The following is a 13,574-nucleotide window of genomic DNA, read 5'->3' on the forward strand; positions in this document are numbered from 1 at the left end:
CCGGCCTCGCTCTGCGCCCCGCAATCGGAGCGCAGCGCGGGGCCGTCTTGCGTTGCCTCGACTCGATACCTGCGCTCGCCGATGACCCGATTTCCGCGCTCCGCGATGACCGCGTCGATGACCAGAATCCCGCGCTCTTTGATGACCGCCAACAGAAGCCCTCCGCGCCGCCGCCTCCTCCTGCTCCGGTGGACGGGCGCGACGCGCGTCTGCCGCCGCCGGGCACGGTGCTGACGCGCGCCTTCAAAGGCACGCAGCACCGGGTGACGGTGCGCGAGGAGGGAATCGAATACGACGGCCAGCTTCACCGCAGCCTCTCCAGCGTGGCCAAGCTGATTACGGGCACGGCCTGGAATGGCTTCACCTTCTTCGGCCTCAAGGACGGCAGCTCGAAGGCGGTGACGTCATGAGTGGCCCCGCCTTCTTCCAAACGTATATGGGCCAGCGCTTCTACGAGACGACGATGCCGCAGCTCGTCCGCCAACTGGGGCGTCTCAACGACAACCTGGAGCGACTGGTGGCCGTGGCGGAGCAGCTCCCCGGGCAGAAGGAGTCCTCGAGCGGCGAGCCGGTGCAGCCGACAACGACAGCGGGGACGGAGGAACCGTGAAGAAGAGCAAAGCACCGCTCACCGAAGAGAGGCGCTGCGCCGTCTACACGCGCAAGTCCACGGCGGCGGGCCTGGAGATGGAATTCAACAGCCTCGACGCCCAGCGCGAGTCCTGTGTCGCCTACGTGCAGCGCCAGCCCGGCTGGGTGTTGTTGGATGAGAGCTACGACGACGGTGGCTTCACCGGCGCCAACATGGAGCGGCCCGCCTTCCAGCGACTGTTGCAGGACGTGGACGCGAAGCGGGTAGACGTTGTCGTGGTGTACAAGGTCGACCGGCTCTCGCGCTCGCTTCTCGACTTCGCGAAAGTCATGGAGCGCTTCAACGCGGCGGGCGCCTCCTTCGTCTCGGTGACGCAGAACTTCAGCACGGCGGACGCCATGGGGCGGCTCACCCTCAACATGCTGATGTCCTTCGCCGAGTTCGAGCGCGAGATGATTTCGGAGCGCACGCGGGACAAGGTGGCCGCCGCGCGCCGCAAGGGGAAGTGGACAGGAGGGCGCGCGCCGCTGGGGTACGAGGTGAAGGACAAGCGCCTCGTGGTGAATGAGTACGAGGCGGTGGTGGTGCGAGAGGCATTCGAACTCTACCTCCAGCACCAGCAGGCCTCGGCGGTGGCGCGCCTCCTCAACGAGAAGGGGCGCAAGACGAAGAGGTACGAGGCCCAGAGTGGTGCCACGCGCGCGGCTCGGAAGTGGACGACGCAGGATGTGCTGCGCCTCTTGAGGAGCCCTCTGTACGCGGGCTTCGTGCCCTATGGCGACGAGACGCACCCGGGCGAGCACCCGCCCATCGTGGAGAGGGCCACCTTTCACCGGGTGCAGGACATGCTGGAGGGCCCCGGCATTCAGTACCACGGGCGCAACCCCGACTACGTGCTGAGAGGCCTGTTGCGCTGCGGCCTGTGTGGCGAGGCGATGACTCCCGGCAGCACGCGCAAGGGCGAGCGCGAGTACCGCTACTACCGCTGCGTCACCCGGGACAAAGAGGGGAAGGCAGGGTGCCGGGCCGCGCCCCTTCCGGCAGCCGCCCTGGAGGATTTCGTCGTCACGCAGCTCCGGGAGGTTTCGGTAGGTGACGGCTTCGCCGCTCAGGTGCATTCCCGCCTCACGGCGCGGTTGGAGGAGAAGCACCAGGCCCTGCGCGCGGAGCGCGCGCAGCTTCCGAGAGACGTGGCCAAGCGCGCTGCGGAGTCCTCGAAGTGGGTGGATTCCCTCTCGAAGCTGGAGGGCCCAGCCCGGCGCCTCGTCGAGGAGAAGCTGACGGCCGCGGAAGAGGAGGTCGCCGGCATGCGGAAGCGGCTGGCGGAGGTGGAGCGCGCCCTGGACGCCATGGAGGGGGAGAAGGTGGAGGCGGAGTGGGTGGCCCAGGCCCTGGCGGACTTCGACGCGGTGTGGGCCGCCCTCACGGCCGCCAACCGGGGGCGCCTGCTGCGGGCCCTCGTTGGCCGGGTGGTGGTGAACGAGGCGACGGGCCAGGTCGACGTGCATTTGGCCCATGCCGGTGAGTCCGCGACGCTCAAGCGCGAGGAGGTGGCGGCGTGAGCGCGAGTCCCGAGTCTCGGCCGGCGGAGGGCGGCCTCGTCAGCGCGCAGTTTCACCGCGTGCGTCGCTCGAAGGTGCGCTTCCGGGAGGGGGCGCGCCCCCTGCCGCGAGAGGCGGCGCGCCGGCCTGCGCACGTCGCGCGCATGCTGGCCTTGGCGCACCACGTGGAATCCGCCATTGCGCGAGGACTGGTGGCGAGCGCGGCGGACGTCGCAGGCCAGTTGGGCTTTACCCGCGCGCGCGTGACGCACCTGCTGGATTTGCAACTGCTGGCGCCGGACATCCAGGAGGAGGTGTTGTTCCTCAAGGCCGTGGAAGGGAAAGAGCCCCTCAGCGAGCGAAGCCTTCGGGCCATTGCACACGCGGGAAGGTGGGTGGAGCAGCGCGAGCGCTGGCGTGAGGTGAAGGCTTCATTCTGAGGCGAAAGTCCGAATACCCGGACTCCTTGGTGTAGCGTGAGTGCAAGAGGCTGAATTGTTGTCCGTGTTGAGAGCGCGCGGGTTGTACGCCCCGCGACGAAAGTGAGCGAGAGCACATGCAGAACGACATGAAGGGCATCATCCAGGCTGCGGTGGCGGAGGCGGTGGAGAAGGCGATGGGCCGGCAGGTGGCGCTGCTGGAGAAGATTGCTCATTTCCTGGGCATTGAGTCCGGCCCGGCTCCTGCGACGTCCGCGCCGAAGCGCACATCCGTGCCTCCTCCCGCGTCGAAGCGCCCGCCCGCGAGCGCGCAGAAGCGCCCGTCCTCGGTGCCCGTGCGGAAGTGGGTGAAGCCGGAGGCCGCGGCGAAGCCCACGCGGGCCGGGCCTGCGCCCCAGAAGAGCCGAGGGCGCCCGCGTACGGCGGGACGCACGGTGGCGTCCGTCCCCAGCTCCAGTCCCAGCCCCGCGACGTCCGCCACGTACGAGGTGGGACAGGAGGTGCGCTACAAACAGGGGCGGGGCAGCTTCTCGGCGACGGTGAAGGCCGTCGACGAGAAGGCGAAGACGGTGACGTTGGAGCGTGTCTCCGACGCCAGGAGGGTGGTGCGCCCCTTTGACAAGGTGACGCCAGCCTGAGCCTGGGCCGCGAAGCGCCTTCTCAGGAGGGCGCTCCTGCGGCTCGTCGCTACGGCTCGTCGGCCATGGCGTCGAGCTGCCCCTGGGCGATGGTGCGGTAGTGGGGCACGACTTCCACGGCGAGCACGTCCCGCATCTCCTGGCGGGCGCTGCCCCGTCGTATGACCGCAGGTACAGGACGTTGCTCTTTGCCTTCCTCGCATTCCGTAACCTCCAAACCTGGCACGTATCGCGGCCCCGCGCGACCCGACCGCAGTCCTCCGCGAAGGAGAACTCGGCGCGGCTCGAAGAGGGATGGCCGGCGCTCCACGTCGGGAACGCGCGCGAGGCCGCACGGCGCCGGAAGCGGGTCCTCGACGAGAGCCGCCGGAAGGAGGAGCGTTCGCGGGCGCTCGACCTGTTGACGTGGGCCGCGCTGGCGGAAGGCGCCACGACGCATGCGCTCGCGTACCTTCGCCAGATCAAGCAGCCTGAGCTGGCCCGCCAGCTCACGCGGGCGCTCGCGCTGGACGCGGCCGGCGAAGCCGCGCAGGCCCAATCGTATTCGCTGCGTGCGCTTGCGTCCGAGCCCTCCGACACCAGCGCTTCGCTCGTGGCGCGATCGTTGAGCTCACTGGGCCAGCACGACGAGGCGGCACCCCTGCTGAACGAGTTCTTGTGGCGCAATCCGTCCACGGCCGCTTCAGTGAGGGAGTTGCTGATTCAGACGCGGGCAGTCTCCTGACCACCGGCATCGAAAGGAACTCACTGGGATAAGCACGGCTCACTCGCCACAGGTTTCCCTAAAGCTCCCAGTCTCTCGGCTTACTTTGTGCCAGGGCGTGCTGGACTCGGTCCTCCGCCCGCACGTCCTCACCGATGTACCGGCCGTGAATGCGGCGGTGCAGGAGGGGCTGCCTGAGCTGCGCCAGTTCATGCCCTAGGCCCATCTGGAGCAGCCCGTCGAAGGGCTGCTCAAGCGCATGATGGCGTGCCAGACCGTTACTGGAACGGTGGTGACTAGGTGCTCGCTGTGTTCGACACCGCGAGTGAAGAGTTCCTGGCCTCTATCGACCTGCATCGCCGCACGCTCAACGCACGCGGGGGGATCTCGGAAATTGGTCGCGCACGCGGGGCGCGGCGTGGCCACCCTCGCGAGCCGCATGCTTATCGTCTTCTGCTTCGACTACCTCGGCTGCGACCGCGTGCAATGCGTCTTCAACGAGGCCACCGCACGCAGCGGTCTCGTGTTAGTGAAGTGCGGCTTCGCCGTCGAGGGCACGCTGTGTACCTTCGAGCCTGCGCCTACGGAGGTGCAGCGCCGCAACGACCTCCAGTTGGCTCCACGCTCGCTCATCGGCGCGCTGATGCCCGAGGTCTCACCAGGGCTGCCCTGGTACGCGGACGTGGCGCGTGCGCTCGCCGTCTTCGACTGGAGGGACGAGCGCGTGCAGGCGAATAGGGCACCAACTCGGCCGTGAGCGTGAATGGGGTCACCCAGTGGAGGCCGCACTCTGCCGTCGTGGATGCAGGTGGTTCGAGAGTCACTAGGGGGTGAAAGGGTGGCGGTCCCCGAGGCAGGGACCGTCACCTGGAATGCCGGCGCGCCAACGTCAGGAGATCTTGATGCTGGAGGTGTTGTTGTTCAGCGAGCCCAGGCTCGAGGCGTCGGAAGTCACGGTCAGCGATTCGCCGGAGAAGTTGTCGTTCTTGTAGAGGATGACAGTCAAGCCCACCGGCTTCACCGAGCTGATGGTGTTGTTGTCGATGCCGTACAGCTCCAGAGCGGCCTGGAGATACTGGCCAGGAGGCAGGTCCACCTCCTTGCCCTCGAACTGCTCCTTGTAGAAGAACCTGGCCCTGGGCTGCACGGGCACGGTGATGACCCTGATGCTGGAGGTGTTGTTGTTCAGCGCGCCCAGCGACTCGGCATTGGCCACCACTTCGAGCTGGTCGCCGGTGAAATTATCGTCCTTGAAGAGGACGGCCTTCACGCCAGGCGGCACCCTCACCGAGCTGATGGTGTTGTTCCCGATGCCCCGCGCCTCCAACTGGGCCCGGGTGTAGTTGCCAGGCGGCAGATCGACGTGCGTGCCGTTGAAATCTTCCTCGTAATAGACGGTAATGTTTGCCATTGCAGTTCTCCTCCGTGGAGCGGTCCCGGCTCATTCATTGTCAGAACCGCGGCAAGCATTGGGTTCACGCTCCGAAAAAGCAATCCGCCTAAAGTACCGTATCCTTCCGGCCAAGGATGTGCTGATTCACGCCTCGGCTGAAGTGGTCGGGTTCCAGAGCGAGCCGAGAATCTTTAGCACCGCCTGGGGCCACGCCCAATAGTAGGCAAACCCTGAGCGTAACGAGTCCTGAATCTCGGTCATCTCGTCGAAGAGAAGGTTGTGAGTGGTACGTCCGCACAGAGGGCACCACAGTCGCTCAACGGGCAGAAGCTGCGGGCTTTAGGGGGCAGCCAATACAATGGGTCGTGTCCCTATAAGTGTGTAGATGGCGAGGCGGGACGAACGGGAAAGAGGGAAGCTCCTCGGTGAAACCAACCGAGACGGTCCTCCTTTGGCGAGGAGGCCGAGGAGTTCCCTGCCGTGGACGATACCGAGTTCGAATCCTCCACGCACGAAGAGGTGCAGACCGACCTGCGGGCACTGTTTCGCGGTGCCATACGGATGACGTTGGAAGCCCTGCTGGAGGAAGAGGTGAGGGAGCTGGTGGGGGCTGGCCGGTGGCAGCGGATGGTGGGGCGAGCGGACGTGCGCAACGGAAGCTACCTGCGCACGTTGGTGACGACGGCGGGGGCTGTGGAGGTGACGGTGCCGCGCACCCGGCACAGCGGCAGCGCGGGAGCGGTGCTGGGGCGCTACAAGCGTCGCAGCGGGGAGCTCGACGAGGCGATTACCAGCGCGTACGTGCAGGGCGTCTCCACGAGAAAAATGGGCAAGGTGACGCGCGCCCTCATGGGCGAGGCCGTCTCGCGCTCGACGGTGAGCCGGGTGACGAGGACGCTGGAGGAGAAGGTGGAGGCGCTGCGCACCCAGCCCCTCACCCAGGCCTTCCCCTACCTGTACCTGGATGCCACCTTTCTGGACGCCAGGTGGGCACGCACGGTGCAGAACGTCTCGGCCCTCCCCTGTGGCCGGTTTTCAGGGGACCTTCATTGGCCGGTTTTGGGTGACCACTGAGGCCTCCGTGCCTGTGCGGAAGTGGGCGAGGGAGGAGGCCGCGCCGAAGCCCACGCGGGCTGGGCCCTCGCCCCGGAAGAGCCGCGGGCGCCCGCGCGCAGCGGGACGCACAGCGCCGGCCGTCGCCCCCAGCGCCAGTCCCAGTCCCGAGGCGTCCGTCGCCTTCGCGGTGGGACAGGAGGTGCGCTACAAGCAGGGGCGGGGCGCCTTCAATGCGACAGTGAAGGCCGTCGACGAGAAGGCGAAGACGGTGACGTTGGAGCGTGTCTCCGACGCCAGGAGGGTGGTGCGCCCCTTTGACAAGGTGACGCCAGCCTGAGCCTGGGCCGCGAAGCGCCTTCTCAGGAGGGCGCTCCTGCGGCTCGTCGCTACGGCTCGTCGGCCATGGCGTCGAGCTGCCCCTGGGCGATGGTGCGGTAGTGGGGCACGACTTCCACGGCGAGCACGTCCCGCATCTCCTGGCGGGCGCTGTCGAAGTCTCCCTTGTCCTTGTGCTGGTACATCCGGTGCAGCGCGTCCATGAGCCGGCGAGTGCTCTCGCGGATGCGCCTGGACTCCTCTTGCAACAGACTCAGCGCCCCCTCTTCCGTGGCGAGTGCGCTCTTGGCCTCGCTGGCGCTAATCCCTACCTCGGCGGCCGTGCGTTTCAGCAGCGCCTTCTCCTTCCGCGTGAAGGCCAGTCGCTCTCCTTCGGTGGGGGCACGACGTGCCAGCGCGCGAATCAGTCCCCAGTCAATGGTTTTACTCACGAGTTAAGTTTCCTTTGCGAGCGGCCAGGGCTTGCAGGTGGAACCCTGGCTGGGGCGCCTTGCACCCAGGAGAGATGCTCATGGGGCTTTGCCCTGTCCGCTACGAGCGCCAGAGGGCTTCACAGGAAAGTATGGCCATGCTAATTCCAAGGTCAAGTCAACTAGACCTTGCGTTTCTAGGGCGGTGCCCGGTGACGGCGAGGTCCGTTGTCCGTGGAGCCGCGCCCCATCGTTCAGGAGGATTCACAGCCATGTCGAAGCGTTCGGAAGATGAAGTGTCGACGGAGGAGTTCCCGCCCAGACTTCCCACCCTGTCTGCACGCGGTACGTCGCACGTCTACTTCGAGGTGGAGGGCGTGCGGTTTGAAGGCGTGAGGGAGTTGGAGGTGCGGCCGAATGGCGAGCGGCTCCTGGAGGTGGAGCGGCGCGTGGCGGATGGTGCGCTGTCAGGCCCCTGTCTGGTCCGCCAGCTCACCAGCCTAGTCACGTACATTCAGCGGCAGAGGATGTACGAAGAGGTGCAGTTGGCCTTCCGCCTCAACCACCCCAACATCGCTCAAATCTTCCATGTGCGGGCGGATGACGAGGAAGACGCCGCCTATGCCGTCATGGAGTACGTAGGTGGGCCCTCGCTGGAGACGCTGGTGTGCGCGGCGTTGGTGAGAGGGCAGCCCCTCTCGGAGGGGTTTGGCTTGTACGTGGGTGCGGAGGTTGCGGACGCGCTGCACTACGCGCACACGCTGACGTCGGAGAAGGGGGTGCCCCTGGGCATCGTCCACCGCGACGTGAATCCCCGGCACATCGCCTTGGGCCTCCATGGGGAGGTGAAGGTGCTGGACTTCGGCGCGGCGTACTCGCTGCTGGTGGGGCGTGAAGAGTCTCCGGAGTTGCTACTCCGGGGCGACGTGGCCTACGCCTCTCCGGAGTACCTGCGCAAGGAAGGGCTGACGCCGCGCTCCGACGTCTTCAGCTTGGGCGTGCTGCTGGTGGAAGTCCTCACGGGCAAGCACCTCTTCGAGGTGCACGACGTCCCGGTGGTGGCGGCGAAGGAGACTCGGTTCCGCCCGGAGGTGCAGCCCTCGTTGCCGCTGCAGCAGATGCAGTCCCTCATGGAGACATTCACTCCGGACGTCGTCGAGGAGGCGGTGGGCCACCTCGCGCAGGACGTCAAGGCGGTGCTGCACACCGCGCTGCGCCTCAGCCCCGAGGAGCGCTTCGCGACGGCTGCGGACATGCGGGATGCGCTGCGGGGTGTCGCCCAGCTCCGCAAACCTTATGGGCGTGCGGAGGCCGCCAAGGAGGCGGCCCGTGTCGTGTCCGAGGGCGGGGTGCTGAGGGACCAGGTGGAATTCGGTGAGGGAGGCCTCTACCCCGAGGGGCTGGAGAAGCACGAGCTGGATGCCCTGAGGAAAGCGTAGGCCGTCGATGCTCTGCTTTCGTGTAGCCCGCAATGGCGGGCACCTCACCACCGCGGGGGTGCCGGACTTCGGCGTCCTTCACACCATACTGTCGTGGGTGCGCCGCCCCGACGACGAGTCCAACGCCACCCCTGAGTTGACACTCCATGTGGGCGGCTCCGAGGGAAAGGAGTACCGCGAGCACCTGACGTGGTGTGACGTCCACATTCGCGCGGGCGACGTCCTCACGGTGGAGGTGCGTGAGGACTTGGAGGCAGAGGCCCCGAAGGAGCGCCACCTCGACAAGGAGGCGGGGCTGGACGAGGTTTCCCGCCTTCGGTTGCAGAAGACGCGCCTGGAGAGGTTGCTCGCGGAGGTGAATGAGGAGCTGCGGGAGTGCAGCGGGGCGTAGCGGGGAGCCTCCTCCTTCGCATGGGGAGGCGCTTCGTCGTCGCTGCGGCCTGCGCGGGCCGGGGACTCGCGCTCCGGTGCAGGGCCCCGCAGCATGGGGCTCTGCCCGCCTGGCCTGCTCCCCGCTCGGAGACGCCGGAGTGCCGGCCCCAAGTAGTCTGGAGCCGGGGGGAGGACGGCGCCCCGCCCCAGGGAGATGCTTCAGCGGGCCAGCTCGGTGGCGACGTGGACGAGGGCGTCCAACTTCCCCTCGTCGAGTTTCCGTGCGACGAAGATGAGCCGGCGCAAGTTGGTGTCGTCCTCCGGGCGAGCCCGTGCTCCGCCGCCCGAGGATTCGGTGAGGCCCATCAAGTCCTCCGGGGAGACCATCAACTCGATGCACAGCTTCTTCATCGTCTCGACGCTGGGAATCATGTGCCCGCGTTCGATTCTGCTGTAGACGACAGAGTTCAGCCCCACGCGGTCCGCGACTTGGACTTGCGTCAGACTCATCTGCTCCCGAGCGAGGCGGACGATGGCGCCGAGGTGCGCTGCAAGCTGTTGGTTCATAGGTGTAAGTGAGTATACCTGACTTGCGAGTTGTCAAGGGAGTGCGATTCCGTCAGCGCACGTCCGGCAGGAGTCGGATGAGGGCGAGCGCCTGGTGTGCGTCCAACTGGCGCACACGGCGCAGCAGGGCCTCCTTGGCGGCAGCGACGTCGTCCGGTGGCAGTGAGGTTGGGTAGTCCAGTACCTCGTTGGGCGTCGTGCGGAGGGCGGCGCATAGACGGTACAGCGTCGGGATGCTGGGGAGTATTCGGCCGCACTCCATCCGGCTGTAGACGACGGGGGAGATGTTGATGAGGTGGGCCACCTCTGTCTGCTTCAGGCCTGCCCGAAGGCGGGCCGCGCGCAGGGTGCCGCCGACGATGCCAGGCAAAGGGCGGGAGGGCTCCTTCGGAGGGGCGAGGCCACGGGCGTCAGGGTGGATGTGCATTCCAAGCAGGCTATACATGAGAGTCTAGTTGACTTCACCTTTTGGTGTGGCTTGGCGCCTCTGTGGCTGGTGTTTGGATGCGGGGGGAAGACTTCGCGCGATTTCCCAGGGCTTCTGGTACCGTGGGCCGGCGTCGGGGAGGGAGCTGCATGCGCATGGCCGCAGTCCTGCTGTCTTACAGAGTCTCCGGGAGGACGTCGCCATGAGGGACAACGGCCCCCCGGCCGTGCTGTCTCCCGGGGACGTGGTGAAGGGCTACACGGTGGTGAGGCACCTGGACCGAGGCGGCTTCGGCACCGTGTACCTCGCGACGAACGACGGGCAGCCCTGCGCCTTGAAGTTGGTGGAGAGGCAGCGCGTGGAGGGGCGGGTGGAGAAGGAAATCTCCATCCTCTTGCTTTTGAAGCACCCCAACGTGGTGGGGATTCGCGGCTTCTCCTACTGGCAGGCCGGGGAGCGCGACTTCGCCCTGATTGCCATGGAGTACGTGGAGGGGCGGAAGCTCGGGTTGTGGGTGAAGGAGGAGAACCCCTCGGCCCGGCAGGTAGCGAAGGTGACGCTCGACGTGGCGCGGGCGCTGGCGGCCTCGCACGAGGCGGGAGTGGTGCACCGAGACGTGAAGGACGCCAACGTCATGGTACGTGACGCGGACGGCCTGGCGGTGCTGGTGGACTACGGAATCGGGGACTACAAGGGCGCCCCCGGCGTCACCCAGTCCATGCTGCCGCCGGGGACAATGGAGTACCGGCCCCCCGAGGCCTGGGCCTTCATGAGGAAGCACCTGGGCCAGCAGTCGGGCGCCCGCTACGTGTCCGTCCCCTCGGACGACATGTGGGCCCTGGGCACTGTCCTCTACCGCCTCCTCACGGCGAGGCTGCCCTTCGACGCGGGGACGGACGCGGAGTACGTCGAGGGCGTCATGGGCAAGTCGCCTGTGCCCCCTCACTTCGTCAACCGCTTCGTCCCGGAGCGGCTGAGTCAGCTTTGCATGCGGTTGTTGGAGAAGGAGCCTGCTGCGCGTCCCACCGCGAGCGCTGTCTGTGCGTCCTTGGAGGAACTGCTGCCCGGGGCAGAAGGCGAGGCGTGGGACACCCCCTTGTTCGACACGTATGGCCCTAACTCGGCCACCACGGAGAATGAGGGCAAGGTGAATGGTTTTGCTCGGTGGGCGAAGCGGCCCCTGCGCCAGATGCGCCGTGGCAAGGTTCCCGGGCCGGAACTGCCCGGCGCCGGCCCGCCCGCGGAGCCACTGCCCCAAGCCTCCCCGGTGGCTGCTGCTACGCGGCCTGTGGAGGCGCACCTGCCGGGCTTGGTGCTTGAGGCGGAGAGGGAGGCTGATGCCGCGCAAGCGGCGCTCGTGGCCCCCGTCGTCGAAGAGAGACAGCGCTCCCTCTTCTCTCGCATCAGGAAAGGGCGGCTGCTGGGCGCTGGACTGCTGGCCATGGCCCTCGCGTCTGGGGCGTACTTCTCACAGCGGACGGCTTCGCCGCAGCCGCAGGCCGTCCCCGGCCAAGAAGTAGCGACATATGCCAAGAAACCTCAAGCTGCCTCGGCCGCAGCTCCCATCGGGCCGGAGGCAACACCTGCGGCCGTCGCGCCCCCTGCGACGCTTCCCGAGGTGACTGCAACCGTGACGACCCCCCAGAATGACACCGCTTCCTCTCCGCCAGCGCCTGCGAAGAAGGCCACGAGGAGCGTCAGCAGTGCAGTGGCGGCGGCGGCCCTCTGCGGCGCGATGGCCTGCTCGGGTCCCCAGGTGCGCCCCGCTCCCGACCCTGAACCGTGCCCGGCAGGCGCCACCAAGGGCATGAAACAGCTCGGCATGGACATTGGGGACGAGGCGGGTGCGAGCTTCATCCGAGGGCCATCAAAGTTCGTAACGGTGAAAGAAGGCACTGCGCAGATCATTGTGGGCTCGGACAAGGCCACTCTGTCGGGGCGGCTCATAATTGCCGACCGCGTCTATGTCCGACTGACGCGGGCACGATTTCGCGGAGAGAGCTTCCCCGTGTGCATGGAGGTGCTGGACAGCTCAGGCAACCGCGGGCTGGAGATAGAGGGTGGAGGAGGGGAGACGGGTAGGGCGCGCGTATTCTCTGCCGTTACTGTCAAGGCAGCGAGTGAGTTTGAGTGAAGTGCTGCTGTCTGGCAGACGTTCGTGAGTCGCCAGCGGCGTCGCCGCTGGCTTGGTCCAGGAGAAACGTCGAGTGCATCATTCCGTGTCGGCCGTGCTGCTTTCCCTCCTTCTCTCAGGAGCGGGGGCAGCTCTGGCGCAGTCGCCCTCATCCACCGTGGGGCTGAGCGTTCGCCGAGTCGAGTTGGTCGCGGATGATGCTCAGCCAGCGGCTGAAGTGGCAGTGAGCCCAGGGCTCTCGACGGTGTTCCTCTTTGATTCGGAGGTGAGTCGAGAGGGGCTGATGCTTGAGGGACGCGAGCGCTTCGCGATGGTGGACGCTGGGCTCAAGACCTTGCGCTTGGTCCCTTCAGAGAAAATCTCGGCGAGCGAGCGGCTCAAGCTGACGGTGCGTTTCCAGGATGGGGCGGCCCCGGCCACTGCGACGTTTGTCCTGGTCGCGCACCCCGCACGGTCGGAGGCGCATGTCGAAGTCTATCGGCGCAAGAGGAGCGTCGAGACGTACCAGGAGGAAGTCCGGCAGGCTCGCCTCGAGGCAGAGCAGTATAAAGAGGAGAATGCGCGCCTGCGCGCGGAGCGAAGTGCTCCTGACGGGCTGACGGGACTCATCTCGACGGAAGTCCTCAGCAAGCGAGGCGTTGACTACCGCGACCTGACCAAGGGGGTGAGCCAGGCCCCAGGCGGGGCCGCAGCCAAGCAGTATGTCTATGCATATCGCGCAGCCCGCAGGGTTGCTGTTGAGGTCTCCCTCGTGTCAGGGGGGGATGCCCAACCGTGGACAGCAGCAGGTGCGACGCTCCGGGGCAAGGCCAACGAGGAGCTGAAGGTGCTTCAAGTATGGCAGTCCGGCCCCCTCGCCCCGGGCGCGGATACCCAGCGCGTGGTGGTAGAGGCTGAGGCAGCATCAGAGTCTCCTCAAGGGCCCTTCATGCTGAAGCTTTGGGATGCGGATGGGCGCCGCACCGTTACCCTGGGGAACGTCACCTTCCCTTAACCCTGCGGGCACCACTTCCAAGCCCTTTCACGGGTTTCCGGCATTGGGGCTTGTGCCGAATGGCAATCTAGGGTCAAATGGACTGTACCTATTGGTCTAGTTCATTCTGGCATGCCCCGGAGGGCGATGTGTTCCCCACTGTGCTGGACATGCGCGCGACTGCGCGCTTCCTTGGTGGCTGCGGAGAGCGTCCGGAGGGCGACGCGCTTGATCCACCTTCCTAACTCCGCATCGAAGTAGGCGTTGGGCTCTCGCGCTGCGCAGAGGACCTCCCGCACTGCCATGTGAGGCACGTGCGGATGGTCTTCGTGCGCCGAGAAGCCGTCTGCGCTTCGTTGGGCCGCATGCCTGACGGGCGCTGAGGAGCCCTTCCTCAATCCCCATTCGCCCTTTTGGAGTCATGAGCGGTGCCGGACTGTCCTGGCGCCGTGACGTGACACGTCTGCCTGCCGCTTCAGGCGGGGCCAGAATTCCTGGCGCCGTGGCGTGACACGTCTGCCTATGGCTTGGCCCAGTCGGCCTGCCGACGACT

At 66.8% G+C, this 13,574-nt stretch carries 15 protein-coding genes and 3 pseudogenes; 13 read left to right on the top strand and 5 right to left on the bottom strand.

Going from position 1 to position 13,574, the window contains the following annotated elements:
• The first annotated feature begins 47 nt into the window (after positions 1-47).
• The 5 genes from OZ403_RS39685 to OZ403_RS09475 all read left to right on the top strand — a co-directional run bounded on the left by OZ403_RS39685 (position 48) and on the right by OZ403_RS09475 (position 3,211).
• Positions 48-410, top strand: coding sequence for a DUF2924 domain-containing protein (locus OZ403_RS39685; protein WP_442929767.1), 363 nt, complete (start codon positions 48-50; stop codon positions 408-410).
• Complete coding sequence (locus OZ403_RS09460) at positions 407-610, top strand: hypothetical protein (RefSeq protein ID WP_268783999.1); 204 nt, start codon at positions 407-409, stop codon at positions 608-610. Before OZ403_RS39685 ends, OZ403_RS09460 begins: the two co-directional genes overlap by 4 nt.
• Positions 607-2,154, top strand: coding sequence for a recombinase family protein (locus OZ403_RS09465; RefSeq protein ID WP_268784000.1), 1,548 nt, complete (start codon positions 607-609; stop codon positions 2,152-2,154). The genes OZ403_RS09460 and OZ403_RS09465 overlap by 4 nt, the downstream gene beginning before the upstream one ends.
• Positions 2,151-2,573 carry a hypothetical protein gene (locus OZ403_RS09470; RefSeq protein ID WP_268784001.1) on the top strand — a complete coding sequence of 141 codons (423 nt, stop codon included), beginning with the start codon at positions 2,151-2,153 and terminating at the stop codon, positions 2,571-2,573. Before OZ403_RS09465 ends, OZ403_RS09470 begins: the two co-directional genes overlap by 4 nt.
• A gap of 116 nt (positions 2,574-2,689) precedes the next feature.
• Positions 2,690-3,211: a PspA gene (locus tag OZ403_RS09475; RefSeq protein WP_268784002.1), complete on the top strand. Its 522-nt coding sequence runs from the start codon at positions 2,690-2,692 to the stop codon at positions 3,209-3,211.
• Positions 3,212-3,260: 49 nt separating this feature from the next.
• Here OZ403_RS09475 and OZ403_RS09480 read toward each other — a convergent pair.
• Positions 3,261-3,362 (bottom strand): annotated as a pseudogene (locus OZ403_RS09480) (DUF2379 family protein); the annotation flags it as partial.
• Between OZ403_RS09480 and OZ403_RS09485 the strand changes: the two are divergent.
• Both OZ403_RS09485 and OZ403_RS09490 read left to right on the top strand, forming a co-directional pair.
• Positions 3,312-3,935 carry a hypothetical protein gene (locus OZ403_RS09485; protein WP_268784941.1) on the top strand — a complete coding sequence of 208 codons (624 nt, stop codon included), beginning with the start codon at positions 3,312-3,314 and terminating at the stop codon, positions 3,933-3,935. The pseudogene OZ403_RS09480 and the gene OZ403_RS09485 sit on opposite strands and share 51 nt — an antisense overlap.
• 397 nt (positions 3,936-4,332) lie before the next feature.
• The gene (locus OZ403_RS09490; protein ID WP_268784003.1) at positions 4,333-4,671 is read left to right on the top strand and encodes a GNAT family N-acetyltransferase; all 339 of its coding nucleotides are present in this window, start codon (positions 4,333-4,335) and stop codon (positions 4,669-4,671) included.
• A 132-nt stretch (positions 4,672-4,803) separates the two neighbouring features.
• Here the strand turns inward: OZ403_RS09490 and OZ403_RS09495 are convergent, their stop codons facing one another.
• The gene (locus OZ403_RS09495; protein WP_268784004.1) at positions 4,804-5,325 is read right to left on the bottom strand and encodes a beta/gamma crystallin-related protein; all 522 of its coding nucleotides are present in this window, start codon (positions 5,323-5,325) and stop codon (positions 4,804-4,806) included.
• 462 nt (positions 5,326-5,787) lie between these two features.
• On the opposite strand from OZ403_RS09495, the pseudogene OZ403_RS09500 reads away from it, so the two are divergent.
• Positions 5,788-6,327, top strand: a pseudogene (locus tag OZ403_RS09500) (transposase); the annotation flags it as partial.
• Between the two features lie 58 nt (positions 6,328-6,385).
• A pseudogene (locus tag OZ403_RS09505) lies at positions 6,386-6,700 on the top strand (PspA); the annotation flags it as partial.
• A gap of 49 nt (positions 6,701-6,749) precedes the next feature.
• Here OZ403_RS09505 and OZ403_RS09510 read toward each other — a convergent pair.
• Positions 6,750-7,130, bottom strand: a complete 381-nt coding sequence (locus OZ403_RS09510; protein ID WP_268784005.1) for a DUSAM domain-containing protein — start codon at positions 7,128-7,130, stop codon at positions 6,750-6,752.
• A gap of 251 nt (positions 7,131-7,381) precedes the next feature.
• On the opposite strand from OZ403_RS09510, the gene OZ403_RS09515 reads away from it, so the two are divergent.
• Positions 7,382-8,548: a serine/threonine-protein kinase gene (locus tag OZ403_RS09515; RefSeq protein ID WP_268784006.1), complete on the top strand. Its 1,167-nt coding sequence runs from the start codon at positions 7,382-7,384 to the stop codon at positions 8,546-8,548.
• Positions 8,549-8,555: 7 nt separating this feature from the next.
• Positions 8,556-8,939, top strand: a complete 384-nt coding sequence (locus OZ403_RS09520) for a hypothetical protein (RefSeq protein WP_268784007.1) — start codon at positions 8,556-8,558, stop codon at positions 8,937-8,939.
• 200 nt (positions 8,940-9,139) lie between these two features.
• On the opposite strand, the gene OZ403_RS09525 is transcribed toward OZ403_RS09520, so the two are convergent.
• Together OZ403_RS09525 and OZ403_RS09530 are read right to left on the bottom strand one after the other, a co-directional pair.
• Positions 9,140-9,487 (bottom strand): helix-turn-helix domain-containing protein, encoded by a 348-nt coding sequence (locus OZ403_RS09525; RefSeq protein WP_268784008.1) that lies wholly within the window; start codon positions 9,485-9,487, stop codon positions 9,140-9,142.
• 52 nt (positions 9,488-9,539) lie between these two features.
• Entirely contained in the window at positions 9,540-9,857 is a 318-nt protein-coding gene (locus OZ403_RS09530; RefSeq protein WP_268784009.1) for a helix-turn-helix domain-containing protein, read from the bottom strand.
• Positions 9,858-10,116: 259 nt separating this feature from the next.
• On the opposite strand from OZ403_RS09530, the gene OZ403_RS09535 reads away from it, so the two are divergent.
• Both OZ403_RS09535 and OZ403_RS09540 read left to right on the top strand, forming a co-directional pair.
• A complete protein-coding gene (locus OZ403_RS09535) occupies positions 10,117-12,048 on the top strand; it encodes a serine/threonine protein kinase (RefSeq protein WP_268784010.1) in 1,932 nt (643 codons plus the stop codon).
• A 73-nt stretch (positions 12,049-12,121) separates the two neighbouring features.
• The gene (locus OZ403_RS09540) at positions 12,122-13,042 is read left to right on the top strand and encodes a DUF2381 family protein (protein WP_268784011.1); all 921 of its coding nucleotides are present in this window, start codon (positions 12,122-12,124) and stop codon (positions 13,040-13,042) included.
• Positions 13,043-13,574: the final 532 nt, after the last annotated feature.

This window comes from Myxococcus sp. NMCA1, assembly GCF_026810205.1.
Classification (GTDB): domain Bacteria; phylum Myxococcota; class Myxococcia; order Myxococcales; family Myxococcaceae; genus Myxococcus; species Myxococcus xanthus_A.

What these genes read in the sequence shown, in the direction of transcription:
- OZ403_RS09460 (WP_268783999.1), top strand. Translation starts at nt 407, where the DNA reads ATGAGTGGCCCCGCCTTCTTCCAAACGTATATGGGCCAGCGCTTCTAC.
- OZ403_RS09475 (WP_268784002.1), top strand. Translation starts at nt 2,690, where the DNA reads ATGCAGAACGACATGAAGGGCATCATCCAGGCTGCGGTGGCGGAGGCG.
- OZ403_RS09495 (WP_268784004.1), bottom strand. Translation starts at nt 5,325, where the DNA reads ATGGCAAACATTACCGTCTATTACGAGGAAGATTTCAACGGCACGCAC.
- OZ403_RS09515 (WP_268784006.1), top strand. Translation starts at nt 7,382, where the DNA reads ATGTCGAAGCGTTCGGAAGATGAAGTGTCGACGGAGGAGTTCCCGCCC.
- OZ403_RS09520 (WP_268784007.1), top strand. Translation starts at nt 8,556, where the DNA reads ATGCTCTGCTTTCGTGTAGCCCGCAATGGCGGGCACCTCACCACCGCG.
- OZ403_RS09525 (WP_268784008.1), bottom strand. Translation starts at nt 9,487, where the DNA reads ATGAACCAACAGCTTGCAGCGCACCTCGGCGCCATCGTCCGCCTCGCT.
- OZ403_RS09535 (WP_268784010.1), top strand. Translation starts at nt 10,117, where the DNA reads ATGAGGGACAACGGCCCCCCGGCCGTGCTGTCTCCCGGGGACGTGGTG.